This window comes from Phenylobacterium sp. (assembly GCF_041913825.1).
Taxonomy (GTDB): domain Bacteria; phylum Pseudomonadota; class Alphaproteobacteria; order Caulobacterales; family Caulobacteraceae; genus Phenylobacterium.
Genome location: NZ_JAYSEO010000014.1, coordinates 25,942 through 51,650, shown reverse-complemented (window position 1 = coordinate 51,650; position 25,709 = coordinate 25,942). Strand labels below are relative to the sequence as shown.

18 protein-coding genes and 1 pseudogene are annotated in these 25,709 nt (G+C 72.0%); 8 read left to right on the top strand and 11 right to left on the bottom strand.

Annotated features, from left to right (window positions below; translation table 11 throughout):
- Positions 1-54 precede the first annotated feature (54 nt).
- Both ACE3Q8_RS13450 and ACE3Q8_RS13445 read left to right on the top strand, forming a co-directional pair.
- Positions 55-243: pseudogene (locus tag ACE3Q8_RS13450) on the top strand (TetR/AcrR family transcriptional regulator); the annotation flags it as partial.
- Positions 244-369: 126 nt separating this feature from the next.
- A complete protein-coding gene (locus ACE3Q8_RS13445) occupies positions 370-1,467 on the top strand; it encodes a glycosyltransferase family 4 protein (protein WP_374470865.1) in 1,098 nt (365 codons plus the stop codon).
- Here ACE3Q8_RS13445 and ACE3Q8_RS13440 read toward each other — a convergent pair.
- From ACE3Q8_RS13440 to phnC, 4 genes are read right to left on the bottom strand one after another with little or no spacing between them, the layout of a single operon-like run.
- Positions 1,464-3,761, bottom strand: a complete 2,298-nt coding sequence (locus ACE3Q8_RS13440; RefSeq protein WP_374470785.1) for a TonB-dependent receptor — start codon at positions 3,759-3,761, stop codon at positions 1,464-1,466. The genes ACE3Q8_RS13445 and ACE3Q8_RS13440 overlap by 4 nt on opposite strands.
- Positions 3,758-4,573, bottom strand: a complete 816-nt coding sequence (gene phnE / locus ACE3Q8_RS13435; protein WP_374470784.1) for a phosphonate ABC transporter, permease protein PhnE — start codon at positions 4,571-4,573, stop codon at positions 3,758-3,760. Before phnE ends, ACE3Q8_RS13440 begins: the two co-directional genes overlap by 4 nt.
- The gene (gene phnD / locus ACE3Q8_RS13430) at positions 4,573-5,583 is read right to left on the bottom strand and encodes a phosphate/phosphite/phosphonate ABC transporter substrate-binding protein (protein ID WP_374470783.1); all 1,011 of its coding nucleotides are present in this window, start codon (positions 5,581-5,583) and stop codon (positions 4,573-4,575) included. The genes phnE and phnD overlap by 1 nt, the downstream gene beginning before the upstream one ends.
- The gene (gene phnC, locus ACE3Q8_RS13425) at positions 5,580-6,374 is read right to left on the bottom strand and encodes a phosphonate ABC transporter ATP-binding protein (protein WP_374470782.1); all 795 of its coding nucleotides are present in this window, start codon (positions 6,372-6,374) and stop codon (positions 5,580-5,582) included. The genes phnD and phnC overlap by 4 nt, the downstream gene beginning before the upstream one ends.
- 328 nt (positions 6,375-6,702) lie before the next feature.
- On the opposite strand from phnC, the gene ACE3Q8_RS13420 reads away from it, so the two are divergent.
- From ACE3Q8_RS13420 to ACE3Q8_RS13405, 4 genes are all read left to right on the top strand, one after another.
- Entirely contained in the window at positions 6,703-7,977 is a 1,275-nt protein-coding gene (locus ACE3Q8_RS13420) for a type III PLP-dependent enzyme (protein WP_374470781.1), read from the top strand.
- A gap of 97 nt (positions 7,978-8,074) precedes the next feature.
- Complete coding sequence (locus ACE3Q8_RS13415) at positions 8,075-9,136, top strand: deoxyhypusine synthase (protein ID WP_374470780.1); 1,062 nt, start codon at positions 8,075-8,077, stop codon at positions 9,134-9,136.
- 174 nt (positions 9,137-9,310) lie between these two features.
- Complete coding sequence (locus tag ACE3Q8_RS13410; protein WP_374470779.1) at positions 9,311-9,649, top strand: hypothetical protein; 339 nt, start codon at positions 9,311-9,313, stop codon at positions 9,647-9,649.
- A 70-nt stretch (positions 9,650-9,719) separates the two neighbouring features.
- A complete protein-coding gene (locus tag ACE3Q8_RS13405; RefSeq protein ID WP_374470778.1) occupies positions 9,720-12,557 on the top strand; it encodes a M16 family metallopeptidase in 2,838 nt (945 codons plus the stop codon).
- Position 12,558: 1 nt separating this feature from the next.
- Here ACE3Q8_RS13405 and ACE3Q8_RS13400 read toward each other — a convergent pair whose 3' ends face one another.
- The 3 genes from ACE3Q8_RS13400 to ACE3Q8_RS13390 form a co-directional block, all read right to left on the bottom strand.
- A complete protein-coding gene (locus ACE3Q8_RS13400; RefSeq protein ID WP_374470777.1) occupies positions 12,559-13,866 on the bottom strand; it encodes an Hsp70 family protein in 1,308 nt (435 codons plus the stop codon).
- A 207-nt stretch (positions 13,867-14,073) separates the two neighbouring features.
- Complete coding sequence (locus ACE3Q8_RS13395; protein WP_374470776.1) at positions 14,074-16,362, bottom strand: NADP-dependent malic enzyme; 2,289 nt, start codon at positions 16,360-16,362, stop codon at positions 14,074-14,076.
- Between the two features lie 42 nt (positions 16,363-16,404).
- Positions 16,405-17,052 carry a TetR/AcrR family transcriptional regulator gene (locus tag ACE3Q8_RS13390; RefSeq protein WP_374470775.1) on the bottom strand — a complete coding sequence of 216 codons (648 nt, stop codon included), beginning with the start codon at positions 17,050-17,052 and terminating at the stop codon, positions 16,405-16,407.
- A gap of 69 nt (positions 17,053-17,121) precedes the next feature.
- Here ACE3Q8_RS13390 and ACE3Q8_RS13385 point away from each other — a divergent pair, with 69 nt between their 5' ends.
- On the top strand, positions 17,122-17,724 hold the full coding sequence (locus ACE3Q8_RS13385; RefSeq protein WP_374470774.1) for a glutathione binding-like protein: 603 nt from the start codon (positions 17,122-17,124) through the stop codon (positions 17,722-17,724).
- Between the two features lie 6 nt (positions 17,725-17,730).
- On the opposite strand, the gene ACE3Q8_RS13380 is transcribed toward ACE3Q8_RS13385, so the two are convergent.
- Positions 17,731-19,002 carry a S41 family peptidase gene (locus tag ACE3Q8_RS13380; RefSeq protein ID WP_374470773.1) on the bottom strand — a complete coding sequence of 424 codons (1,272 nt, stop codon included), beginning with the start codon at positions 19,000-19,002 and terminating at the stop codon, positions 17,731-17,733.
- A gap of 162 nt (positions 19,003-19,164) precedes the next feature.
- On the opposite strand from ACE3Q8_RS13380, the gene dapB reads away from it, so the two are divergent.
- Positions 19,165-19,944, top strand: a complete 780-nt coding sequence (dapB, locus tag ACE3Q8_RS13375; RefSeq protein ID WP_374470864.1) for a 4-hydroxy-tetrahydrodipicolinate reductase — start codon at positions 19,165-19,167, stop codon at positions 19,942-19,944.
- Here dapB and ACE3Q8_RS13370 read toward each other — a convergent pair.
- From ACE3Q8_RS13370 to ACE3Q8_RS13360, 3 genes are read right to left on the bottom strand one after another with little or no spacing between them, the layout of a single operon-like run.
- The gene (locus ACE3Q8_RS13370) at positions 19,941-21,344 is read right to left on the bottom strand and encodes an efflux transporter outer membrane subunit (protein WP_374470772.1); all 1,404 of its coding nucleotides are present in this window, start codon (positions 21,342-21,344) and stop codon (positions 19,941-19,943) included. The two genes, dapB and ACE3Q8_RS13370, sit on opposite strands and share 4 nt — an antisense overlap.
- A complete protein-coding gene (locus tag ACE3Q8_RS13365) occupies positions 21,341-24,523 on the bottom strand; it encodes an efflux RND transporter permease subunit (protein WP_374470771.1) in 3,183 nt (1,060 codons plus the stop codon). Before ACE3Q8_RS13365 ends, ACE3Q8_RS13370 begins: the two co-directional genes overlap by 4 nt.
- Positions 24,524-24,535: 12 nt before the next feature.
- On the bottom strand, positions 24,536-25,678 hold the full coding sequence (locus tag ACE3Q8_RS13360) for an efflux RND transporter periplasmic adaptor subunit (RefSeq protein WP_374470770.1): 1,143 nt from the start codon (positions 25,676-25,678) through the stop codon (positions 24,536-24,538).
- Positions 25,679-25,709 lie beyond the last annotated feature (31 nt).

Genomic DNA, 25,709 nt, shown 5'->3' with positions numbered 1-25,709 from the left:
GCCGAGCCGCCGTCGATTTGACACCACCGGCGATTTGGTGACAGTGCCGCTGCCATGAAACCGCCCATGCCCCCCAGCCTGCGTGACCGGCAACGGGCGGAGACGCGCGAGCAGATCCTCCGCGCCGTCGGCCGGCAGATGGAGGCCGGCCAGTCGCTCGAGGACCTGAGCTTCGCCGACGTGGCCAGGGACGCCGGCCTCGGCGAGCGCACCGTCTATCGCTACTTCCCCACCAAGGAGGCGCTGCTGGGCGCCTTCTGGGCCTGGATGCAGAACCAGGCGGTCTCCGCCCAGCCCGACCGTCCACGACCCCGGGCCATGCCCCGGGTGCGCGAGGCGATCACCGCGGCGCGCGACACCCAGCGGCCGATGCGCATCCTGCTCGCCACCGACGCCTGGGAGCCGCAGGTCAACGGCGTCGTCCGCACCCTGACCCGCGTGGTCAAGGAACTGGGCGACATGGGCCACACGGTGGAGGTCATCCACCCCAACCAGTTCAAGACCTTCCCGCTGCCCACCTATCCTGAGATCAAGGTGGCGATCGGCGTCTATGAGCCGGTGCAGGAGCGTTTCAAGGCGTTCGAGCCGGAGGCCATCCACATCGCCACCGAGGGCCCCATCGGCCTGGCGGCGCGACGGATCTGCGTCGAGTGGAAGCTGCCCTTCACCACCAGCTACCACACCCGCTTCCCGGAGTACGTCTCGGCCCGCCTGCCTTTGCCGCTGGCGGCTGGCTACGCCTACATGAAGTGGTTCCACAAGCCGTCCGGCCGGCTGATGGTGGCGACGCCCACCATGCGCGACGAGCTCACCCAGCATGGTTTCCGGAACATCTCGTCCTGGTCGCGCGGCGTCGACACCGAGGTCTTCCGGCCGCGGACGGCCGACGAGCCCGACATGTTCGAGGGCCTCGCCCGGCCGGTGTTCCTCTACGTCGGCCGCGTGGCCGTGGAGAAGAACATCGAGGCCTTTCTGGGCCTCGACCTGCCCGGGACCAAGGTGGTGGTCGGCCCGGGCCCGCAGCTCGACGAGCTGAGGGCCAAGTACCCCGAGGCGGTGTTCACCGGCTCGAAGTCCGGGGAGGACCTGTCCCGCGCCTACGCCTGCGCCGACGTCTTCGTCTTCCCCTCGCTGACCGACACCTTCGGCCTGGTGATCCTCGAAGCCATGGCGTCCGGCACGCCGGTGGCCGCCTATCCGGCGCCCGGCCCCATCGACATCATCCCGAACTCCGGGGCCGGCGTGCTCGCCAAGAGCGCCACCGAGGGCCTGCGCGAAGCCTGCCTCGACTGCCTGAAGCTGGAGCGCAAGGCGGTCCGCGCCTTTGCCGAGAGGTTCTCCTGGCGCGCCTGCGCCGAGGACTTCGTGAAGAACCTGCAGCCCTATCCCGAGCCCGAGAAGACCCGCTTCTGGCGCCGCCTGCGCCGCCTGGCCCGGGTCCGGCGGCGCGGCCCCCAGGCCGCCTAGAACCGGGCCCGCAGGCCGACCGTCCAGGTCCGCGGCCGGCCCGGGCCCAGGCTGCGGGGGTCGGACGCGCCGGGCGCCTCCGCCAGCTCCACCTCGTCGGTCTGGCCGAACGTCCCGAAGGTCTCGTAGCGGGCGTCCGTCAGGTTCTCCACCGCGGCGAACAGCTCGATCCCCTCGCCGGCCTGCCAGGCGGCCGCCAGGTTGGCTATCGCATAGCCGCTCGTCTTGGGCTGGAGGTTCGCCTCGTCGCCCGCCAGCCTGCGTCCGCTGGCCGCCAGCACGCTGAGGTCCAGCCGGAACGGCTCGGGCGCATAGGTCAGGCCGAGCTTCAGCCGGTGGCGGGGCACGTTCGGCATGCGGTCGCCGGGCGCCGCCTCGATCCGGCCGTCGTCGTCGGCCGAGGGGTTGGACGGGCTGGTCAGGGTCAGGGGCGAGCGGAAGGTGGCGTCGGTGAGCGCATAGCTTGCCCAGGCCTGCAGGTCGCCGCGCCGCCAGCCGGCCTCGGCCTCCACCCCCTGCCGCCGCGTGCGGCCGACGTTCTGGAAGTAGCCGCGGCCGCGGAACGCGCTGGCCACCAGCGTGATGTCGTCGCGGGTCTCGGTCCGGTAGACGCCGATCCGCCAGGTGAGCCTGCGGTCCAGGGCCGGGAGCTGCCGGAGGCCCGCCTCGAAGGTCCTCGCCTTCACCTGCTTCAGCGGCGGGTCGGCGACGAAGAAGTTGGTCAGGCTGCAGGGCGCCTCGGGGCTGGCGCACGACAGCTCGGCGGGCGTCGGGGCGCGGTTCGCCTCGGCGTAGCCCGCGTAGGCCGAGCGGGCGTCGTCCCATTCCCAGGTCAGGCCTGCGGCGGGATTCAGGCGCGAGAAGCGGTGGTCGCCGTCAAGCGCCTCGCCCAGGCGGTCCCGCAGACGGATGTCGATCAGGTTGTAGCGGGCCGAGAGCGTGAGGGTCAGCCGCTCCGTCAGCTCCCGCGTGTCCAGCAGGTAGAGGCCTAGCGCTTGGCTGCGGGTGTCGACCTGCACCGGCGAGATCGGCCCGTCCGCCTGCACGACCAGGGTTCCCGGGCCGCCGAACCCCCGGTCCTGCGTCAACGCGCCCAGCAGCGACTGCGCCAGGAAGCCGGTGCGGCCCACATCGTAGCTGGCGCCGAGGGTCAACCGGTTGTCGCGCCCTTGGATCGCGCGGTCGGAGGTGACCTGGGCGGCCACGCCATAGGCCCAGGTCCGGGTGGCGGTGCGGTTGAGCTGGGCGTACCGGCCGTCCTCCCGGAAGGCCGGGATCGGCCGGCCTGCGGCGTCGGTCAGCAGGGGGCCGTCTTCGTCCAGGCAGAGCACGGCCGCGTCGTACTCGCACGGCTCGGCGTCGGTGGCGTCGCCGTTGGCGGTCTTCTGGCGCAGGCGCCCCACATAGGCCTGGACGGTGGCCGCCCGGCCGGCGCCGAGCGTGCTGGAGGCCCCGAGCTGCAGGCGCGCGAAGCGGTTGTCGGTCCGGTCGGGGTGGGTGAACACGGCCCGGCGGTCGGCGGCGAGCAGCTCGACGGGCGCCGCCCCGTTTCCGGTGAGCGAATTGTCCGCCGCCAGCAGGCGCGCCTCCAGGGTGAGCGGCCCCGCGCCGCCCACCCAGGCCGCATACGCCTGCCGCAGCCGGGTCGGCGAGAAATCGCGCCAGCCGTCCTCGTCCAGCGCGCTGACGGCCACATAGAGGCCGGCGTTGGCCGCCGGCCGGCCGCCGGCCTCCAGGGTGATGGAGCGGCGGCCGAAGGACCCGGCCTGCGCCTCGGCCGCCGCGCCGCGGATATCGAAGCCGTCCTTCAGGCGGACGGTGAGCGCCCCGCCCACCGCGTTCAGCCCGAACACCGGATTGGAGCCCTCCACCGAGACCGCCTCGATGGCCGCCTCGGGGATCAGGTCCCAGTTCACGGTGTCGCCGAACGGCTGGTTGAAGCGCGCCCCGTCGAGGTAGACGGCCAGCCCCTGGCCGGCGCCCTGCAGCGGCGAGGCCTCGAAGCCGCGGTAGACGAGGTTGGGCTGGTAGGGATTGCCCTGGGCGTCGCTCAGCGACAGGCCCGGCGTGCGCAGCTCCAGCGCGCCCAGCAGCGCCGGCCCGGCCGCCGGGCGGCGCAGGTCGCCGGCGTGCAGCACGACCGTGGCGGCCGGCGTCCGGTCCAGGGTCTCGATCGCGCCCAGAGGCGCGCGCGGGACCACGATGACCGGGGCGAGCACGGTCTCGGCGCCGGCCGCGCCCGGCAGGACGAGGGCCAGCGCCCCCGCAGCCGGGAGGGCCGGCCGAAGCCTCACAGCAGGCGGCTGCGCATGGCCTGGCTCAGCAGGTCGATCAGCGACACCGCCACCACGATGACGATGACGATGGCCGAGAGCTCGCCGTAGTTGAAGGCGTTCAGGCTTTCGAACAGCACCTGGCCGATGCCGCCGGCGCCGATCAGGCCGAGCACGGTGGCCGAGCGCGAGTTCGACTCGAAGCGGTAGAGCGCATAGCTGGTCCACAGCGGGGCGACCTGCGGGATCACCCCCCAGACGATCTCCTGCAGACGGCTCGCGCCGGTGGCGCGGACGCCTTCCACCGGGCCCTTGTCGATCGACTCCACGGCTTCCGAGAACAGCTTGGCGAGCACGCCCGTGGTGGCGATGGCCAGCGCCATGACGCCGGCGAACGGCCCCAGGCCCACGGCCACCAGGAAGATGGTGCCGATCACCAGGTCGGGGATCGAGCGCAGCAGGTTCATCAGCAGGCGCATGGGCTGCTGCAGCCAGGCCGGCGCGATGTTGCGCGAGCAGGCCAGGCCGAAGGGGATGGCCACGATGATCGCCAGGAAGGTGCCCCAGATGGCGATCTGGATCGTCAGCCACATCTGCCGGATGTAGATGCCGATGTTGCCCCACTCCGGCTGCAGGAGCTGACGGCCGTAGATCCGCATGTTCTCGGCGTTGGTGAACAGCCGGCCGAAGTTGCGCATCTCCACCGGCCCGAAGGCCAGGATCAGCAGCAGGATCACCGCGCCCCAGACCAGGAAGTCCGGCGCGCGCTGGGCCAGCGAGCGGCTGGGCGGCGTCAGGTGCGCCGACGGCGGGACCGTGTCGACGGGGCTCATCAGACGTCCGGCTCCACCGCGCGCTTCTGGGCCGCGGCCGCGCGGATGCGGTCGAACTCGGCCTGGGCCTTCTGGATCGCCGCCTGGTCGCCGCCCTTGCGGGCGTCGGCCAGCGCCTGGGCCGCCTCCATCTCGCGGATCGGGTCGAGGTAGCTGTCGTCGGCGGCGCGGAAGCCGCCGTAGGCCAGGCCCTTCAGGACCTCGCGCTGACGGTCGGCCTCGGGGCCCGCGCCCGTCCCGTAGGTCAGGAAGAACTGGCGCATCTTCTCCTTGATGGCCGGGTCGAGGTCCTTGCGGGCGACGATCGAGGATTCCGGGATCGGCGGCGAGCGCCAGATCACTTCCACCTTCTCGGCGATCTGCGGGTTCTGGCGGCCGGCGAACAGCAGGCCGACGGTGTTGTTGGTGGCGACGTCCACGAGCCCGTTGGCCACCGAGAAGACGTTCGCCTGGTGGTTGGCCGAGCGGACCGCCTTGAAGCACTGCGCCGGCTCGATGTTCCGCGGCGTGAACAGGTAGGTCATCGGCGCCAGCGTGCCCGAGGTCGACTTGGCGTCGCCCAGGCCGAAGGTCAGGCTCTTGTCGCAGGCCAGCACCTTGTCGAGGGTGATGCCCGAACCCTTCCGCACGATCAGCACCGAGCGGTAGGAGTCCTCGCCGCCGGCGTCGACCACGCGGCCCAGCACCTGGGCGTCGGCGCGGCGGGTGGCCTCCAGCGCCGGCAGGGCCGAGAACCAGCCCACCTGCACCTGGTTGAAGCGCATCGCCTCGATCAGCGAGGTGTAGTTGGTGGCGAAGTAGGGCTTCACCGGCACGCCGATCTGCTTCGACATGTCGTCCAGCAGCGGCTGCCACAGCGGGCCCATGGACTGCTGGTTCTCGGCCGAGAGGATCGAGAAGGTGAGCTGCTTGGGCGTGGCGCCCGGCTGGGTGCTGGGCTCGCCCCCGCAGGCGGCGAGGCCCATCAGGGCGGCCAGGCCAAGGCCGGTCAGGACACGGCGGCCGATCATTGCGGGGCTCCTTCCCAGAACACGTCCTCGAACTCCGGCCCGTAGATGTCGATGAGCTGCTCGCGCTTCAGGCCGCTGGACGGGCCGTCATAGACGATCTTGCCCGACTTCAGGGCCACCACGCGGTCGCAGTAGCGCAGGGCGTAGTCCACCTGGTGCAGGGTGACGACCACGGTCAGGCCGTCCTGCTTGTTCAGTTCGCGCAGGCTCTCCATCACCCGGCGCGCGGAGACGGGGTCGAGGGAGGCCACCGGCTCGTCGGCGAGGATGATCTTCGCCTTCTGGACCAGGGCGCGGGCGATGGCGCCGCGCTGCTGCTGGCCGCCGGACAGGGTGTTGGCGCGCTGGGCGGCGTAGTCGGCCACGCCCATCCTGGCGAGCGCCGCCATGGCCGCCTGCTTGGTCTCCACCGGCCAGAGGCCGAACAGGCCGCGCACCGCGTCGATCCGGCCGAGCGAGCCCAGGGCCACGTTGGAGAACAGCGACAGCCGGCCCACCAGGTTGAACTGCTGGAAGATCATGCCGATGCGGGTGCGCGTCTTGCGCACGTCGCGGGCGATCCGCCCGTTCTCCTGCACCGGACCGCCGAAGGCCTCGATGCGGCCCTCGCCGGAGTCGATGGTCTGCAGCGCGCTGATCGAGCGCAGCAGCGTCGACTTGCCCGAACCGGAGGGACCGATGAGGGCGATCATCTCGCCCTTCGAGACGGCGAGGGAAACCTTGTCCAGGGCGCGCCTGGCGCCAAAGGTCTTGGACACGTTCCGTATGGACAGAACGGCGGCGTCAGGCATGAACGGCGAAATTTCCCCAAGTTGCGTGCGCAAGCGGGCGAAATTCGCCGGCCGGTGCGACGGCTTCATGACACGGCGGCCGGCAAAAGGTCCAGCCGCCTCAGGCGCCTAAGCGACGCAGGCCCCGCCCCCGGCGGCGGCGGCCGACGTTACAAGGCCGGGCCAGTTGAAATATCCGCGTTCCGAATAGAGGCAGGACGTCGCAGGACATTGTCCCTTTACATGGGGGTCAGATGCCCCTATTTGCGCGGCTTCCGGCGGACCCGAAGTCCTAAAAAGCGCTGCTAACGCCGGTCTGGGTTCAACAATCCGTTGGGGGTTGCGTGAGGTGCATACGTACCATACGCCCCTGGACCTGGTCCGCGAGCGGTCCCCGGAGCGTCCTGTCGCCTTTGCGCGGCCGGGCGTGGTGGCCGTAGCGGCGCGCTGGTTCCAGGACAATTTTCAAGGCGACGTCTTCTACGCTGTCAAAGCGAACCCTTCGCCGTGGGTCATCGAGACCCTCGCGGCCAACGGGGTGGCGTCCTTCGATGTAGCCTCGGTCCCCGAGATCGAGCTGGTCGCGCAGTTCGCGCCGGGGTCCCGCATGGCCTTCATGCACCCGGTGAAGAGCCGCCGCGCGATCGCGCAGGCCTACTTCGACCACGGCGTGAAGACCTTCTCCTTCGACACGCACGAGGAGCTGCAGAAGATCCTCGAGGCGACCGGCGGCGCTGACGATCTGTCCCTGATCGTCCGTCTCGGCGTCTCGGCGGACGGCGCGGCCTACTCGCTGTCGGGCAAGTTCGGGGTGGACAGCCACCAGGCGCCGGCGCTGCTGCTGGCCGCCCGGCGCGCCACCCAGGACCGGATGGGCGTCTCCTTCCACGTCGGCAGCCAGTGCATGCGGCCGACCGCCTTCCAGGCGGCCATGGCCCAGGCCAACCGCGCCATCCTCCGCGCCGGCGTCATGGTCGACGTGGTGGATGTGGGCGGCGGCTTCCCGTCGGTCTACCCGGGCATGGTGCCGCCGGACCTGACGGACTACGTGGACTCGATCCACCGAGGCTTCGCGGAGATGAGCGTCCACAAGGACACCGAGCTGTGGGCCGAGCCCGGCCGGGCGCTGGTGGCGGAAGCCTCCTCGGTGCTCACCAAGGTCGAGCTGAAGAAGGGCGACGCGCTCTATCTGAACGACGGCAGCTACGGCAGCCTGTTCGACGCGGCCCACGCCAAGTGGCCCTTCCCGGTGAAGGCCTACCGCGGCGCGGACAACGGCGAGCCGGCCGAGCTGGAAGGCGCCCTGCGGCCCTTTCGGTTCTACGGCCCGACCTGCGACTCCATCGACCAGATGCCGGGTCCGTTCTGGCTGCCGGAAGACATCCGCGAAGGCGACTACGTGGAGATCGGCATGCTGGGCGCCTACGGAATCGCCATGAACACGCGCTTCAACGGCTTCGGCGACGCCGAAACTGTCGCAGTTGAAGATGCGCCCATGGCCTCCATGTACGGCCTCGCGGGCCGCGTGATCCGCCTGCCGCGCGAGCAGCAGGCCGAGGAGCGCAAGGTGGTCCGCCTGTCGCGTCCGAAGGGCGCGGCGGGGAAGAAGGGCCGTCGGCGTTAAAACCGACACATTCGAGCTATAGGCGCGGCCGGTCGCTCCGTCCCGGTCGCGCCTCTCCTATGGACGGGCGATCACCCTCAGAAGGGAACTTCCGACGATGAACGCTCCCGTTCAGAACACGAACCGCAAGGCCGAACTGCTGGCCAACACCGTCGAGCACGTGGCGATCGACCAGTACGACGCTCGTCCGATCATCGATTCCATGCGCAAGATGAGCTTCACGAGCCGCGACACGGCCCGTGCGGCCGACATCTGGAAGATGAGCCTGGAAGACGCCGACTGCTCCACCTGGCTGACCCTGGCGGGCTCCACCTCGGCGGCCGGCTGCATGCACATCTACCGCGACATGGTGCAGAACAACATGATCGACGCGATCGTCGCCACCGGCGCCTCGATCGTCGACATGGACTTCTTCGAGGCCCTCGGCTTCAAGCACTACCAGGCCGACTCCAGCGTCGACGACCGTGAGCTGCGCGAGATGTACATCGACCGCATCTACGACACCTACATCGACGAGGAAGAGCTCCAGAACTGCGACGGCACGATCTACGAGATCTGCAACCTGCTGGAGCCGCGTCCCTACTCCAGCCGCGAGTTCATCTACGAGATGGGCAAGTGGCTGGCGGCGGGCAACGCCAAGAAGCCGAACTCGCTGATCGAGGTGGCGTACCGCGAGGGCGTGCCGATCTTCTGCCCGGCCTTCACGGACTCCTCGGCCGGCTTCGGCCTCGTGAAGCACCAGGTCGAGCGGATGAAGGAGGGCAAGCCCTACCTGACCATCGACTCGGTGGCCGACTTCCGTGAGCTGACGGAGATCAAGCTGAAGGCGGGCGCGACCGGCCTCTTCATGGTCGGCGGCGGCGTGCCGAAGAACTTCGCGCAGGACACCGTGGTCTGCGCCGAGATCCTCGGCCACGAGGTCGACATGCACAAGTACGCCATCCAGATCACGGTGGCGGACGTGCGCGACGGCGCCTGCTCGTCCTCGACCCTCAAGGAGGCCTGCTCCTGGGGCAAGGTGGACGTGACCTGGGAGCAGATGGTGTTCGCGGAAGCCACCACCGTGGTGCCGCTGATCGCCTCCAACGCCTGGCATCACGGCGCCCACAAGGCCCGCAAGAAGCGCCGCTGGGCCGACCTGTTCACGAAGCAGGCCTAGCGGCCCGCATCGTCACGATACGGAACGGCCGGGGAGCGATCCCCGGCCGTTTTCCTTTTCCCGCCCCTCGGGCGAACCGGCGTCGCGCGTGACCCGCGTCACGCCGCGGCTCTTCGCCCGCGCCTAGGAGATGCGGCTTCCGCCGGCCCCCTCGCCGGCCGGAAGGAGCCCCGCATGTCCGTCACCGCACCCTCCCCTGCGGCGGGCCGGAACGCCTGTGACCTCGTCCGCCCGGGCAAGCGCCTGGCGCTCTTCCGCCTGCTGATCCGGCTGGGGGAGGAGGACCCGCAGGACGCCCTGGCCCTCGCCATGCTGGCCGCCGAGCTGCGCGAGGCGCTGGAGCCGCTGGCGGCCCGGGCCGACGCCGCCGCCTCGGCCGCGCTGGCCGAGATCGAGACCCTGCTCGACGCCGCCGAGACAGCCGACGCGCTCGACCGCCCGGGCCTGGTGCGGCTGGTGAAGGTCGCGGTGTCGGACCTGATCACCTGCAGCGGCGGCGAACTCGCCGCATGACATTCCCGTAAGCTTCCCCGCGGCGCCGCGGGTGCTACAGGTTTCGCCAACGTCTCGTTGGGAAGCCTCCATGCGCCGCACCGCCCGGGCCTGCGCCCTCGCCGCCCTCCTCGCCAGCTCCGCCCTGGCCCCGGCCGCCCTGGCCCAGGCGCCCGCCGCCGCCGCCCGCGCCGAGGTCCCGCCGATCGCCTTCAAGCAGCGCACGCTGCCGAACGGGATGAAGGTGTTCACCTCCCTCGACCGCGCCACGCCCAACGTCACCGTCCAGGTCTGGTACGGCGTCGGCTCCAAGGACGACCCGCAGGGTCGCTCGGGCTTCGCCCACCTCTTCGAGCACATGATGTTCAAGGCCACGAAGAACCTGCCGGCCGAGAGCATCGACCGCATGACCGAGGACGTGGGCGGCTTCAACAACGCCTCCACCTGGGACGACTTCACCAACTACTATGAGGTGGTGCCGGCCAATCACCTGGAGCGCCTGCTGTGGGTCGAAGCCGAGCGCATGGGCTCGCTCGTGGTGGACGAGGCCAACTTCAAGTCCGAGCGCGACGTCGTGAAGGAGGAGTTCCGCCAGAACTATCTGGCCCAGCCCTACGGCCGGTTGTTCGGCCTCTACCTGCCCCAGGCCACCTACCAGGCCCACCCCTACAAGCGGCCCGGCATCGGCAACATCGAGGAGCTGGACGCCGCCACCATCGACGACGTCCGCGCCTTCCACCAGACCTGGTACCGGCCCGACAACGCCGCGCTGATCGTGGTCGGCAACTTCGACGAGGCGAAGCTGAACGCCTGGGTCGACCGCTACTTCGGCGCGCTCGAGCGCCCCGCCCGGCCGATGCCGCAGGTCACCGCGAAGGAGCCGCCGCGCACCCAGCCCGGCGTGTTCGAGGGCTACGGCCCCAACGTGCCGCTGCCGGCCGTGGCGATCACCTGGAAGTCGGTGGAGGCCGCCCACCCGGACGCCGCGGCGCTCACCGTGCTCGACGCGATCCTTTCCGGCGGCAAGTCGTCCAGGCTCTACAACAGCCTCGTCTACGAGAAGCAGATCGCCGCCGAGGCCATGTCCAACGCCGACCTGCCGAAGGACCCCGGCATGTTCATGGTCGCCGCCATCATGGCCAGCGGCCACACCATCCAGGAGGGCGAGGCCGCCCTGCTGGCCGAGGTGAAGCGGCTTCGCGACCAGCCGCCCACCGCCGCCGAGCTGGCCGAGGCCAAGAACGAGCTGGTGGCCGGCAAGCTGCGCGAGCGCGAGACCATCGACGGCCGCGGCTTCGCGCTGGGCTACGCCCTGCAGCTCACCGGCGACGCGGCCCGCGCCAACACCGAACTCGCCGACCTGCAGGCGGTGACCGCCGCCGACGTGCAGCGCGTCGCCCGCAAGTACCTCACCGACAACGGCCGCATGGTGGTCCGCTACCGCGCCGAGAGCGAGCGCCCCGCGGGTTCGAAGGACCCGACGCCGCCCGCCCCGCCGAAGACGGTGGCGAAGTACGACGGCCCGGTGTTCACCCTCGCTCCCGAAGGCCAGCGGGCGCCCCCGCCGCCGCTCGCCGAGCCGGTGCAGCCGGTGCTGCCCAAGCCGGCCGAGCGGACGCTGGCCAACGGCCTGCGGGTGATCGTCGCCCGATCCTCCGACCTGCCCCTGGTCACCGCCGACCTGACCGTCCGCACCGGCGCCTGGGCGGACCCGCAGGGGCTCGCCGGCGCCGCGGCCATGACCGCCGGCATGCTGACCGAAGGCACGAGGACGCGCTCGGCCCAGCAGATCGCCAGCCAGACCGAGGCCCTGGGCGCCAGCCTAGCGTCCGGCGGCGGCCTGGAGTCCTCGTCGGTCACCCTCAACGTCATGCCGGACAAGCTGCCGGAAGCCCTGGCCATCATGGCCGACGTGGCCGTGAACCCGGCCTTCGCCGACGAGGAGCTGGAGCGCCAGCGCCAGCAGGCGCTGGACGGCCTGCAGGTGGCCTACCAGCAGCCCGGTCAGCTCGCCGGCATGGCCGCAGCCCCGGTGGTCTTCGCCGGCACCGCCTTCGGCCACGCGCCCAACGGCACGCCCGACAGCCTGCCGAAGCTCAAGCGTACCGACCTGGCCGCCATCCACGCCCGCCACTACCAGCCGCAGAATTCGGTCCTGGTGCTCACCGGCGACATCACGCCCGAGCAGGGCTTCGCCCTGGCCGAGCGGGCGTTCGGCGGCTGGGCGCGCGGGGCGAACCCGCCGCCGGCGCCGGAGATCCGCCCGCAGCCGCAGCCGCGCGCCATCGCCATCGACCTGCCGGGAACGGGCCAGGCCTCGGTGAACGTCGTCAAGCCGGCCATCGCCCGGACCGACCCCGACTACTATCCCGGCATGGTGGCGACCACGGTCCTCGGCGGCGGCTACTCGGCCCGGCTCAACCAGGAGATCCGCATCAAGCGTGGCCTCTCCTACGGCGCCCGGGCGGGCCTCTCCACGGCGCGCACCACCGGCTCGTTCCGCGCCAGCGCCCAGACCAAGAACGAGTCCGCCCCGCAGGTGCTCGACCTGATCAACGCCGAGATGGCCAGGCTCGCCGCCGAGCCGGCCTCGGCGGACGAGCTGAAGGCGCGCAAGTCCGTGCTGGTGGGCTCCTTCGGCCGCGAGCTCGCCACCTCCGGAGGTCTCGCCGACATCCTAGGCAATCTGGCGCTCTACGGCCTGCCGCTGGACGAAATCACCACCTACACCGCCAAGGTGGAGGCGGTGCAGGCGCCGCAGGTGCAGGACTTCGCCCGCCGCGTCCTCGACCCGGCCCAGGCCAGCGTCATCGTCGCCGGCGACGCCAAGGCCTTCCAGGCGCCTCTGAAGGCCAAGCTGCCGAACCTCGAGGTCATCCCCGCCGCCCAGCTCGACCTGGACTCCCGGACGCTGAGGAAGGCGCCGTGAGCTAGGCGGCCTGCGTCCATCGGCCGAGATCCCGCTCCCGGCCGATGAGCGCCAGGCCAGAGGCGATGGACTCCAGCTCCGCGCCGGTCTCGATCCGCTCGCGGGGAAAGCGGCGGTGGAAGATCTCGCGGACCGCCGGGACCAGGGACGAGCCGCCGGTCAGGAAGATCCGGTCGATGCCCGCGGGGCCCAGGCCCGCGGCCGCCATCGCCCGGTCCACCGCCTGCTCGATCAGGGAAAGCTCGGGGGCGATCCAGCCCTCGAAGTCGGCGCGGGCCACCTCGCGGCGGATGCCGATCGAGCCCGCCTCGAAGCGGAACTCCGCCGCCTGGGCCGAGGACAGCGCCACCTTCAGGTCCGAGACCGAGCGGTAGAGCCGGTAGCCGTAGTTCTCGTCCAGCACCTCGATCAGGGCGGCGATCTTCTCTGGCTCGGTGGCCTCGCGCTCGAGCTTGCGGATCTCGCGCATGTCGCGGCTGGCGCGCATCAGGGCGAGCTGGTCCCAGCGCGCGAACGCCGAATAGTAGCGGTTGGGGATCGGCAGCACCTTGCCGAAGCTTTCGTAGCTCGACCCCTTGCCCAGTTCTGGCGAGACCAGCTGGTCGATGATCCGGTAGTCGAACGCGTCGCCGGCCACGCCCACGCCCACGCCCGAGCGGCCGAGCGGGATCGCGCGCATCTCGCCGCCCTCGCGCTCGAAGCGGATGATCGAGAAGTCCGAGGTGCCGCCGCCGAAGTCGCCCACCAGGACGGTGGCGTCGTGGTCGAGCTCGCGGGCGAAGAAGAAGGCCGCCCCCACCGGCTCGTAGGCGTAGAGGATCTCCTCGAACCCCATCCGCCGGAACGCGGTTTCGTAGCGCTCCAGCGCCAGGGCCTCGTTGGGGCTGCCGCCGGCGAAGGTGACCGGCCGCCCGACGATCACCCGGCTGGGCAGGTCAGCCATCTCCTGGCCGGCGTAGTCGCGCACCTTCAGCAGGAAGGTGGAGAGCAGGTCCTCGAAGCGGTAGCGCCGGCCCAGCACCTGGGTCTCGGTGAAGCTCTCCTGGGCGGCGAAGCTCTTGAACGACTGGATGAACCGGGTCTCCGCCGGGTCCTCCACATAGGCCTCGATGGCCCAGGGCCCGGCGGCGATGGTCCGCTCGCTGGGATGCTCCGGCGGGGCGTGGAACGACAGGGCCGAGCGGAAGGCGAACAGCTCACCCTCCGGCGCCGGGAACTTCACCAGGTGCGCCGGCCCGCCCGCGCCGGCCAGCGCCACCACGGTGTTGGTCGTGCCGAAGTCGATGCCCAGCGTGTAGGCGGCCGTCATCGCGCGGGCTCCCGGGGCTTTGCTGTCGGTGGGGGCGCGCCCAATACCAAAAACCGCGCCATGCCGGAAGCCGCACAGCTTCAAGTCCCTCCCCGCCCGGGAGGCGGCCCGCAGGGCCGGAGGGGGTCCGCTCACGCGTCGGGGATGCCCCCTCAGCCGGCTTCGCCGACAGCTCCCCCGACAGGGGAGCGGCTTCGGCTCGCGTCCCTACCCCTCCACGTCGTCCAGCGCCCGGTCGTAGGCGGCCATCGTCGCCATGTGCAGGATGCGGCTCACCGAGGCCGACAGGGGCGTGATCTGCACCGAGCGCGACAGGCCGAGCAGGATCGGGCCGATCACCGTGGCGCCGCCCAGCGACTTCAGGAGCTGGGTGGAGATCGCCGCGGAGTGGATGGCCGGCATGATCAGCACATTGGCCGGGCCGGTCAGGCGCATGAACGGATAGTTGCCGCGCCGCGCGGGCTCGAGCGCGATCTCGGGCGGCATCTCGCCCTCGTACTCGAAGTCCACGCCGTCGTACTCGTCGAGCATGGCCACGGCCTCGCGCACCTTCTCCGAGCGCTCGCCCATGGGGTTGCCGAAGGTGGAGTAGCTCATGAACGCCACCCGGGGCGTGTAGCCCAGGACGCGCACGGCGTTGGCCGCCTCGACGGCGATCTCCACCAGATCCTCGGCCTCGGGCATCTCGGTGACGTTGGTGTCGGCGATGAACAGGGTCCGGCCCTTGGCCAGCACCACGCTCATGCCCATCACCCGCCCGCCCTCGGCCGGGTCGATCACCCGGAGCACCTCTTCCAGGGCCTGGTCGAAGTTCCGCGTGACCCCCGTGACCATGCCGTCGGCGTAGCCGAGCGCCACCATGCAGGCGCCGAACGAGTTGCGGTCCTGGTTGATCAGCCGCTGCACGTCGCGGCGCAGGTAGCCCTCCCGCTGCAGGCGGTCGTAGAGGTAGTCCACGAACTCCGCGTTCCAGTGGCTGGAGCGGGCGTTGGCGATCTGCAGCTTCGCCTCGGCGGGATCGAGACCCACCAGGCGCATGTTCTCGTGCACCAGCTCCTCGCGGCCGACCAGGATGGCTTGGCCGAGGCCGCCGGACTGGAAGGCGTAGGCGGCGCGGATGACGCTGGGCTCCTCGCCCTCGGCGAAGACGATCTTCTTCTGCGGCCCGGCCAGCACCGCGCCCTGCAGCTTCTGCAGGAAGGCCGCCGTCGGATCGAGCCGCTGGGCCAGCGAGGCCCGGTAGGCGTCCATGTCCTCGATCGGCTTGCGGGCCACGCCGGTGTCCATGGCCGCCTGGGCCACGAACGGCGGGATGTACCAGATCAGCCGCGGGTCGAAGGGCGTCGGGATGATGTATTCCGGCCCGAACTTGAGTTGCGCGCCGTGGTAGGCGGCGGCCACCTCGTCGGGCACGTCCTCGCGGGCGAGCATCGCCAGCGCGTTCGCGCAGGCGATCTTCATCTCCATGTTCACCCGCCGGGCGCGCACGTCCAGCGCGCCGCGGAAGATGTAGGGGAAGCCCAGGACGTTGTTCACCTGGTTCGGATAGTCCGAGCGGCCGGTGGCGACGATGGCGTCGGGACGGACGGCGTAGACCTCCTCCGGCGTGATCTCCGGGTCCGGGTTGGCCATGGCGAAGATGATCGGCTTGGGCGCCATGGTCTTCACCAGCTCGCCCGACAGCGCGCCCTTGGCCGACAGGCCGATGAACACGTCGGCGCCTTCCAGCGCCTCCGCCAGGGTCCGCTTGTCGGTGTCGACCGCGTGCGCCGACTTCCACTGGTTCATGTCCTCGGCCCGGCCGCGCCACAGCACGCCCTTGCGGTCCACGGCCAGCACGTTCTCGTGCCGCACGCCCATGGCCTTGATCAGCTCGAGCGTGGCGATGCCCGCCGCGCCGGGCCCGTTCAGCACCACCTTCACGTCCTTCAGGTCGCGGCCGGTGATGTGGCAGGCGTTGATCAGGCCGGCGGCGGTGATGATCGCCGTGCCGTGCTGGTCGTCGTGGAAGACCGGGATGTCGAGCAGCTCCTGCAGCTCGGTCTCGATCCGGAAGCACTCGGGGCTCTTGATGTCCTCGAGGTTGATGCCCCCGTAGGTCAGCCCGATGTTCTTGACGACGGTGATGATCTCGTCGGCGTCCTTCGAGGCCACCTCGACGTCGATGGCGTCCACGTCGGCGAAGCGCTTGAAGAGGACGCCCTTGCCCTCCATCACCGGCTTCGAGGCCAGCGCCCCCAGGTCGCCGAGGCCGAGGATCGCGGTGCCGTTGGAGATCACCGCCACCAGGTTGCCCTTCGACGTGTAGTCGTAGGCGCTCTCCGGATCCTCGGCGATCTTCAGCACCGGCACGGCCACGCCCGGCGAATAGGCCAGGGAAAGGTCCCGCTGGGTGGCCATCGGCTTGGTGGCGGCGATGGCGATCTTGCCCGGGCGGGGCTCGCGGTGGAAGCTCAGCGCCTCCTCGTCCGTGAAGGTGCGGCGGTCGTCGCTCATCCGTGCGGCAGGGTCCTGAGGGCGTCGGGAAGGGCCGGCAACCTACAGAGGCGGGGTTGAAGGGACAACCTTTGCCGTGGCCTCGCCGCACAGGGCCGCCACCGCCGCCTGCCCCACGGCCGTCATCTCGGCCTCGCCGGCGCCGGCGCGGGCGCGGATCGCCAGGGTGTGCAGGGTCGCCGAGGCCAGGGGCGCGGCTGCTTCCGGGGTCAGCCCCGCCGCCAGCTCGCCCGCCGAGCGCGCGAACCGCTCGCGGAACAGCCGGTCGGTCTCGCCGACGAAGCCGGCGGTCAGCGCCCGCGCCTCCGGGTCGTCCAGCGCCTGGGTCACCGCCGTGCCGATGATGAAGCAGCCCCGCTGGCCCAGGTCGCCCGCCCGGTAGATCGCGCCGGCCCGCTCGAACAGGCCGCTCAGCAGCGGCCGCAGCGGCCCCGGCCGCTCCAGGCCGCCGGCCAGCGCCGCCAGCGCCTCGTCCCGGGCCCGGCCCAGCGCCGCCAGGTAGAGCGCGTGCTTGTCCCCGAACGCCGCATAGAGGCTCGGCCGGTTCAGGCCGGTGGCGCGGGCCAGGTCGTCCAGCGAGGTGGCGGCGTAGCCCTGGTTCCAGAACACCGCCCGCGCCCGGTCGAGGGCCTCGCCCGGATCGAAGCTCCTCGGTCGGCCGCGGGCGCGGCGCTCCTCTTTTTGTACCATTTCGCAAACAATCCTTGACCGCCGCTATTTTGTGCGGAACGGTATGAATATCAACGACGGGAGCTTCCCATGGACCTCTACTTCTCGCCGCTCGCCTGTTCCCTGGCCAGCCGGATCGTCGTCTACGAAGGCGGCGCTGAGGCCGAGTTCCACCGCGTCGACACCAAGGCCGGCCTGACCGCCGACGGCGCCGACTACCGCCGGATCAATCCCAAGGGCCTCGTCCCGGCGCTCCGCACCGATGACGGCGAGGTGCTGACCGAGAACGCCGCCATCCTGCAGTACCTGGGCGACCGGCTGGGCCTGAACCCCGAGGGCTTCGAGCGCTACCGGTTGCAGTCCTGGCTGAGCTTCATCGGCGCGGAGCTGCACAAGTACGTCTTCACGCCCCTGCTCAGCCCGAAGCACGACGGCGCCGCCAAGGCCCTGGCCCGCGAGGCGGCCGCCGAGCGCTTCGCCTACCTGAACGACCAGCTCGAGGGCCGCGAGTACCTGCTCGACCGTTTCACCGTGGCCGACGCCTACCTCGCCGCCGTGCTCAACTGGGCCCAGGCGGTGAAGTTCGACCTCGCGCCCTGGCCCAACGTCGTGGCCTACCGCGACCGGCTCCGCGCCCGCCCCGCCGTCGCCCGCGCGCTCGGCGAGGAGTTCGCCCTCTACCAGGCCGCCTAGCGAGCCTCAGCCCACCCGCGCGAAGCGGCTGGTGCGGCCCTCGGGCGTCAGGGCGAGCAGGCCGGTGACCTTGCCCGCCGCGTCACGTTCGAACCGCATGCGCAGCGGCGTCGCGGCGCCCTCGACGAAGAACAGGTCGCCGGCCAGCGGGACCAGCACCACCGGCGGCCGGCGGCCGGCGCGGACCACCAGCCGGCCGTCCTCCACCGCCACCCGGCGGGTCCCGTAGTCGCCGGCGTAGGCCGCCAGCGCCGCGGGCTCGGCCCGGGCCGGGCTCAGCGCCGCCTGCGCCCACTCCGCCTCCGTCGCCGCCACGCCCGAGGCCGCCTTGCGGATCTCGCCGAGCGCCAGGGCCTGGGCGCGGGCCAGCGCCTCGCCCGCCGGGACGGCCACGTCCGGCGTGACCCCCGTGCCCTCCCAGTTGCCGCCGGTGATCGGGTTCACCGGCCGCCCGCTGGCCACGAAGACGCGGAAGCCGTCGCCGGCCGGGACGAAGCCGCCGGGGTTGGCCGCCCCGGCGCTGGCCTCGCCCACCACCACCGCCCGCTTCGCCGCCTGCAGGGTGTAGGCGAAGCTCTCGGCCGCCGAGCCGGTGCGGGCGCTGGTCAGGATGAAGAGCGGCGCCCGGGTAACGCGCGGCCCGCGCACCTCGAACGCCGGCGTCTCGTAGGCGTCGGGCCCGCGGCTCTTGAAGGTGTTGTAGATGGCCGCGTCCTTCGCGACGAAGTAGCTGGCCAGGTAGCCCACCATGGCCGGCGAGCCGCCGCCGTTGTCGCGCAGGTCGACGATCACCGCGTCGGCCCCGGCGATAAGCCCGAGGGCCGCGTCCGCCCGCAGCCGCGCGGGGTCGTCCGCCGCGCCGAAGCCCGCGAAGTAGCGCAGGTCGAGCACGCCGATGTTCCCCGGAAGCACCTCCGCCCGGCGGAAGCCGTAGTTCGCCCGCCGGTCGGCGTCCGGATCGTCCAGCCGCGGCCGCGGGCCGGCGGCCACCGCCGCGGGCTCCGGCTTCAGCCACTGGACGTTGAAGTGTCCGTCGAGCGGCCGCAGCCGCGCGGTCAGCGCCTCCGCCAGGTCCAGCGGCTCACGATAGCGGTCGTAGGCGCCGCGGGCGGCCTCGGCCTTCAGCTCGGCGGCGATCTGCGCCCCGCGAGCGGGGTCATAGAAGTTGGCGGCGATCTGGTCGGCCACCCGGCCGACCACGGCCCGCGGCTCGGCCGCCTGCACGGCCGACGAGGCCAGGGTGAGCACGGCCGCCACGGCCAGCAGGATCTTGCGCATTCCGGTCTCCGACGCCCCCAGACCGGCAGCTTAGCTGCGCGCTACGCCTGTTTGCGTCGAAGGCGCCCGCAGCCCCGCCCGAAATCCGCGTTGGAGCCCCGCCCATTGACCAGGCGCGCCGCGTGGCGAGACTGCGCGCCTGCTTCGCCGGGAGTGACGCCGCTGACCAGCCCCACCAGGATCGCCATCGCCGGAGCCCAGGGCCGCATGGGCCGGGCCGTCGCCGCCGCCGTGGAGGCCGATCCCGCGCTCGCGCTCGCCGCCCGCTTCGACCGCCCGGGCGCCACGGGCGAGGGGATCGTCGACCGCGACGCGGCGCTGGCCGCCTCCGACGTGGTGATCGACTTCACCACCGCCGCGGCCTCGGCCGAGCTGGCGCAGGCCTGCGCGATCCGCGGCGGCCCCGCCCTGGTGATCGGTTCTACCGGCTTTTCCGACGAGGAGCTCGGTCAGATCGCCCATGCGGCGCGTCGGATCGCCATCATCCGCGCCGGCAACTTCTCTCTGGGCGTGAACATGCTGATGGGCCTGGTCCGCCAGGCCGCCGCGGCGCTGCCCGCCGCCGACTACGACATCGAGGTGTTCGAGGCCCACCACCGGCGCAAGGTGGACGCGCCGTCCGGCACCGCCCTGATGCTCGGCGAGGCGGCCGCCCAGGGCCGCGGCGTCAGCCTTGCGAACGTCGCCCGCCGCACCCGCGACGGGCTTACCGGCCCCAGGCCCGACGGCGAGATCGGCTTCTCGGTCCTGCGCGGCGGCGGCATCGTCGGCGAGCACACCGTCACCTTTGCGGCTGAGGACGAGATCCTCACCCTCTCGCACTCCGCCCGCGACCGCAGCCTGTTCGCCCGGGGCGCCGCGGCCGCCGCGAAGTGGGTCGCCGGACGCCCGCCCGGCGAATACGACATGCAGGACGTCCTGGGCTTCGCCCGCGGCGCCTAGGACCCGGCGGCCTGCCAGCCGCCGCCCAGCGCCTTCATCAGGGTGACCTGGTTGGAGGTCACCGCTGCGTCGGAGGCGGCGAGCTGGGCCTCGAGCCCCGCCAGCGTGCGCTCGGCGTCGAGCACCGTGAGGAAGCTGTCCACGCCGGCCGACTGCCGCAGCCGGGCCAGCCGCACGGCCTGGGCGCTTTCGTCACGGGCCCGCGTCAGCGCCATCCGGCGGTCGAGCTCGCGCCCGTAGGCGCTGAGCGCCGTCTCGGTCTCCTGCAGCGCCGTCAGCGTGGTCTGCTCGAAGGCGGCCAGCGCCCCCTGCGCCGCGGCGTCGGCCTGGGCGATCCGCGCGCGGGCGGCGGCGATGTTGGGGAAGCTCCAGCTCATCAGCGGGCCGAGGCTGAACTGGACGTCGTCGCCGAGGTCCTGGCCGCCGCCGCCCACCGTCGCCACCGAGCCGCCGAGGCTTACGGTCGGATAGAGCGACGCCGTCGCCACCCCGATCCGCGCCGTCGCCGCCGCCAGCCGGCGTTCCGCCTGCCGCACGTCGGGCCGCCGCCGGAGCAGGGCCGCGCCGTCGCCGACCGGGATCGCCGTGCTGATCCGCGGCGCCCGCGCGCAGGCGGCGGCCTCGGGCGAGACTTCCGCCGGCGGGCGTCCCACCAGGACCGAGAGGCGGAACAGCGCGGCGTCGCGCTGGGCCTGCAGCGGCGGCGCGGCGGCGCGCGCCGTCTCCGCCTGGGCCTGGGCGCGGGCCACGTCGAGCCCGGTGCCGCGGCCGGCCTGGAGCTGGCGGCGCGTGAGCTCGGCGGTCTCCTGCGATAGCGACAGCGTGCGCTGCGCCACCTCAAGCTGGGCGCCGGCCGCACAGGCGTCGGCGTAGGCCCGCGTGGTCTCGGCGGCCACCGAGACGCGGACGACATCGAGCGCCGCCTGGGCGGCGTCGCGGTCGGCGCGGGCGGCCTCGATCGAGCGGGTCACACGGCCGAAGAAGTCGAGCTCGTAGGAGACGTCCAGGCCCGCCGAGACAGTGTCCGCCTCCACCGCCTGGCCGGTGGCCGGGTTCGGCTGGCGGCTGCGGGCGGCCGCGCCGGTGACCGTGGTGGCCGGCAGCCGTCCGACCCGCGCCTCGGAGAGGGCGGCGCGCACCTGGGCGAGGTTCGCCGCGGCCACCGCCACGTCGCGGTTGTTGGCCAGCGCCTCGCCCACCAGCCGGTCGAGCGCCGGCTCCTGGTAGAGCCGCCACCAGTCGGCGGGCGGCTCGGCCGGGTCCACCGGCGCCACGGCGGCGCTGACGAAGCCGCCGGCCCCGGCGGTCGTCGCCGGCGCCTTGTAGTCGGGGCCGGTGGCGCAGCCGGCGAGGAGGGCGGCCGCGGCGGCGGCCGTCGCCAGGGACTTCGGAACGCTCACGGGCGGCTCCCTTCAGGTTGGGCCGGTGCGGCGGCCTGCGCCGGCGGCGGCTTGGGCAGGCGTTGCGCGAGCCGGCGGCAGACCACGTAGAAGACCGGCGTGAACAGCAGGCCGAAGAAGGTGACGCCCAGCATCCCGAAGAACACCGAGGTGCCGAGCGCCTGGCGCATCTCCTGGCCGGGTCCGGTGGCCAGCATCAGCGGCACCACGCCGAAGATGAAGGCGAAGGAGGTCATCAGGATCGGCCGCAGGCGGGTGCGCGCGGCGGTGACGGCGGCCTCGAAGCGGTCCTGTCCGTCCCGCTCCTCGGCCTGCTTGGCGAACTCGACGATGAGGATGGCGTTCTTCGCCGCCAGCGCCACCAGCACCACCAGGCCGACCTGGGTCAGGATGTTGTTGTCCTGGCCCCGGAGGCTGACGCCGACCAGGGCCGCCAGGATGCACATCGGCACGATCAGGATGACGGCCAGCGGCAGGGTGAAGGCCTCGTACTGGGCGGCCAGCACCAGGAAGACCAGCACCACCGCCATGGCGAAGACCAGGGCCGCGGTGTTGCCCGCCGCCTTCTCCTGGAAGGCCAGCTCCGTCCACTCGTAGCCCATGCCCTGGGGCAGGGTCTGGGCGGCGAGCTGCTCCATGGCGCCGATCGCCTGGCCGGAGGAGACGCCTGGGCCGGCCCCGCCGATCACCTCGGCGGCGGGGAACAGGTTGAATCGCACCACGCGCGTCGGGCCGGTGTCGTCCTGCAGGGTCGCCACCGACCCCAGCGGGACCATCCCGCCCTGCGCGTTGCGGACCCGGAGGTCGGCGATGTCGGCCTTGTCGTCGCGGCCGGACGGCTGCGCCTGGGCGGTGACCCGGAAGTTGCGGCCGCCGAGGCTGAAGTCGTTGACGTAGGTCGAGCCCAGGTAAGTGCCGAGGGTCTCGAAAATCGCCTGTGGCTGCACGCCCATCATCAGCGCCCGGTCGCGGTCCACGTCGGCGGTGACCCGCGGCGCGCCGGTGTTGAACTGGTTGAACACGCCCTGCACCTGGCGGCTCTGGCCGGCGGCGCCCATCAGGCCGTTGGCGGCGGCCTCCAGTTCCCGGTAGCCGGCGCCGGAACGGTCCTGGACCATCAGCTTGAAGCCGCCGCCGTTGCCGAGCCCCTGAACGGGGGGCGGCGACAGCACGAAGATGTTCGCCTCCTCCACCGCGCCCAGCTTGCCCATGATGGCGCCGGCCACGGCGTCGGCGTTGAGCTGCTTGCCGCGCTCCTCCCAGTCCTTCAGCCGGATGAACATGGTCCCGGCGTTGGAGGCGTTGGAGAAGCTCGCCCCGTCGAGCCCGGCCATGCCGGCGACGGTGTCCACCCCCGGCATCTTGGCGATCTCGGCGCTGGCGCTGCGGAGGATGGCGTCGGTGCGCTCCAGCGAGGCGCCCGGCGGAAGCTGGATCACGCCGATCAGCACGCCCTGGTCCTGCTGCGGGATGAAGCCGGTGGGGGTGACGGCCAGGCGCCAGCCCGTGACAGCGAGCAGGCCGCCATAGACCGCCAGCACGATGACGCTGGTGCGCACCAGCCGCGCGGTCAGCCGGCCATAGCGGTCGCTCACCGCGTCGAAGGCGGCGTTGAAGCGCGCGCCCGCCACCTGCAGCGGCCGCAGCCACCTGGGCCCATGGTGCTCGCCGTCCCGGTGCGGCTTGAGCAGCAGGGCGGCCAGCGCGGGCGACAGCGTCAGCGAGACGAGCAGCGAGATCAGGGCGGCGGCCGAGATGGTCACCGCGAACTGCCGGTAGAACTCGCCGGGGATGCCGGGGACGAAGGCGGTGGGCACGAACACCGCCAGCAGCACGAGGCCGATGGCGATCAGCGCGCCGCTCACCTCGTCCATGGTGCGGTAGGCCGCCTCCTTGGGCGTCATCCCCGCCCGCAGGTTCCGCTCGACGTTCTCCACGACCACGATGGCGTCGTCGACGACGATGCCGACGGCGAGCACGAGGGCGAACAGCGACAGCGAATTGATCGAGTAGCCGAGTGCGAGCTGCACTGCGAAGGTGCCGACCAGGGCCACCGGGATCGCCAGGATCGGGATGATCGCCGCCCGCCAGGTCTGCAGGAAGACGACCACCACGAGCACGACGAGGAAGACCGCCTCGATCAGGGTGTGCTGCACCGCCTCGACGGAAGCCTGGACGTATTCGGTCGGGTTGTAGGGGATGGTGTACTGGACCCCCGGCGGGAAGTCGGCCTTCGCCTCCTCCACCGTCTTCATCACCGCCTCGGCCGTGGAGAGCGCGTTGGAGCCGGGCTGCTGGATGACCGCGACGCCGATCCCGCGTTCGCCGCCGAAATAGCCGCGGACACTGTAGTCCTGCGAGCCCAGTTCGACCCGCGCCACGTCGCGGACGCGCGTCACGCGGCCCGCCTCGTCGGTGCGGATGACGATCTCGGCGAACTGCTCGGGCGTGCTGAGGCGGCCCTGCACCTGGACGGGCAGCTCGGTGGCCACGCCCCTGTCGGACGGGGCCTGGCCGAGCGAGCCGGCCGAAGCCTGGACGTTCTGCGCCCGGAGCGCGGCGACGATCTCCTGGGAGGTGAGATCGCGCGCCGCCGCCTTCTGCGGGTCGATCCACACCCGCATGGAATAGAAGCCGCCACCGAACAACTGCACGCCGCCCACGCCGGGCACCCGCAGCAGGCGGTCGCGCAGCACGGAGTTGGCGTAGTTGCCCACGTAGTCGACCCCCACCGAGGGATCGGTCGAGGTCAGCGCGACCAGCATCAGGAAGCCGGTCGACTGCTTGTTCACCGTCACGCCGATCTGGCGGACCTGTTCGGGGAGGCGCGGCTCGGCCAGCGCCACCCGGTTCTGGACCAGCACCTGGGCGGCGTCGAGATCGGTGCCCGGCTGGAAGGTGACGGTGATCTGCGCGGTCCCGTTGGCCGAGGACGAGGTCATGTAGAGCATGTCCTCGACCCCGTTGATCTCCTGTTCGAGCGGTGCGGCCACTGTCTCGGCCAGGGTCTCCGCCGAAGCGCCGGGATAGCTGGCGATCACCGCGACCGAGGGCGGCGCGATCTCCGGGTACTGGGCCAGCGGCAACTGGGGATAGGCGAACAGCCCCAGCAGGGCGATGAACACCGAGATCACCCCGGCGAAGATCGGCCGGTCGATGAAGAAGCGTGAGAATTTCATGGACCTGGCCGCCTAGCGGACGATGGAGCCGGTGGAGGCCGGAGCCGCCGGCAGGACGGGCGCCGACGGCGCCTGGGGCTGGCCGCGGCTGATGGCGACGTTGCGCGCCTGGACCTTCTGGCCCGGGCGGACGCGCTGCACGCCGTTGACGACCACCCGCTCGTCGGGGCGGAGCCCGGCGCGCACCACACGCAGGCCGCCGATCTGCGGGCCGAGTTGCAGCGGCCGCGACTGCGCCTGTCCGTCGGCCGCGACCACATAGGCGACCTTGCGGGCGCCGTCGGCGACGATGGCCGTCTCGGGAATGAGCAGGGCCTGGTAGGCGCCGGCCCCGGCCATCCGCGCCGAGCCGTACATGCCGGCCTTCAGGAAGCCGTTGGGATTGCGGATCCGGGCCCGCAGGCGGGTGGCGCCGGAGGTCTGGTCCACGGCGTTGTCGAGGAAGTCGACCGCGCCGTCCCAGCGATACTCCGCCTCGTCCTGCAGGCGCACCTGCACCGGCGCGGCGTCCACGCCGCCGGCCTGGCGCTGCATCTTCAGGAGCTGGGCCTCGGACGCGTCGAACACGAAGTGGATCGGGTCGGACGAGACGATGGTGGTCAGCACGTCCCCGGCCGAGGTGCCGCCGGCGATCAGGTTGCCGGGGTCGACGCGACGTTCCGAGATCCGGCCGCTGATCGGCGCGGTCACGCGGGTGAACTCCACGTCGAGCTGCCGGGCGCGCAGCGTGGCGTCGGCCACGGCGGCGGCGGACCGGCGGTTCTCGTACTCCTCGCGCGAGATGGCCTGGGCCGCGAGCAGGCTCTCGGCCCGCCGCAGCTCGGCGCGGGCGAGACCGGCCTGCGCCTGGGCGGCGGCGAGCTGGGCCTGGGCCGGGCGCGCGTCGAGGGTGAACAGGAGCTGGCCCTTGCGGACCATCTGGCCTTCGCGGAAGTGCGCCGCCTGCAGGTAGCCGCCGGCGCGCGCCCGGACCTCCACGTTCTCGGCCGCCTCGAAGCGGCCCGTGAAGTCGTCCCAGTCGCGCACGGTCTCGCGCAGCGGCGTCGCCACCGAAACCGCGGGCGCCGGGGGCGGCGGCGCAGCCTCCTTCCGCCCGCAGCCGAAAAGCGCAAAGCTCGCCAGCGCGGTGAGCGCCAGCGTCCGGAAGGTACGCATGGTCTGTATCCCCTCCCCGCTCCCGTCGCGG

Coding starts and splice junctions, on each gene's coding strand:
- ACE3Q8_RS13360 (WP_374470770.1), bottom strand. CDS start 25,678: ATGCGTACCTTCCGGACGCTGGCGCTCACCGCGCTGGCGAGCTTTGCG.
- ACE3Q8_RS13445 (WP_374470865.1), top strand. CDS start 370: ATGCGCATCCTGCTCGCCACCGACGCCTGGGAGCCGCAGGTCAACGGC.
- ACE3Q8_RS13415 (WP_374470780.1), top strand. CDS start 8,075: ATGAACGCTCCCGTTCAGAACACGAACCGCAAGGCCGAACTGCTGGCC.
- ACE3Q8_RS13390 (WP_374470775.1), bottom strand. CDS start 17,052: ATGGTACAAAAAGAGGAGCGCCGCGCCCGCGGCCGACCGAGGAGCTTC.
- phnC (WP_374470782.1), bottom strand. CDS start 6,374: ATGCCTGACGCCGCCGTTCTGTCCATACGGAACGTGTCCAAGACCTTT.
- ACE3Q8_RS13385 (WP_374470774.1), top strand. CDS start 17,122: ATGGACCTCTACTTCTCGCCGCTCGCCTGTTCCCTGGCCAGCCGGATC.
- phnE (WP_374470784.1), bottom strand. CDS start 4,573: ATGAGCCCCGTCGACACGGTCCCGCCGTCGGCGCACCTGACGCCGCCC.
- ACE3Q8_RS13410 (WP_374470779.1), top strand. CDS start 9,311: ATGTCCGTCACCGCACCCTCCCCTGCGGCGGGCCGGAACGCCTGTGAC.
- ACE3Q8_RS13395 (WP_374470776.1), bottom strand. CDS start 16,362: ATGAGCGACGACCGCCGCACCTTCACGGACGAGGAGGCGCTGAGCTTC.
- phnD (WP_374470783.1), bottom strand. CDS start 5,583: ATGATCGGCCGCCGTGTCCTGACCGGCCTTGGCCTGGCCGCCCTGATG.
- ACE3Q8_RS13400 (WP_374470777.1), bottom strand. CDS start 13,866: ATGACGGCCGCCTACACGCTGGGCATCGACTTCGGCACGACCAACACC.
- ACE3Q8_RS13380 (WP_374470773.1), bottom strand. CDS start 19,002: ATGCGCAAGATCCTGCTGGCCGTGGCGGCCGTGCTCACCCTGGCCTCG.
- ACE3Q8_RS13365 (WP_374470771.1), bottom strand. CDS start 24,523: ATGAAATTCTCACGCTTCTTCATCGACCGGCCGATCTTCGCCGGGGTG.
- ACE3Q8_RS13405 (WP_374470778.1), top strand. CDS start 9,720: ATGCGCCGCACCGCCCGGGCCTGCGCCCTCGCCGCCCTCCTCGCCAGC.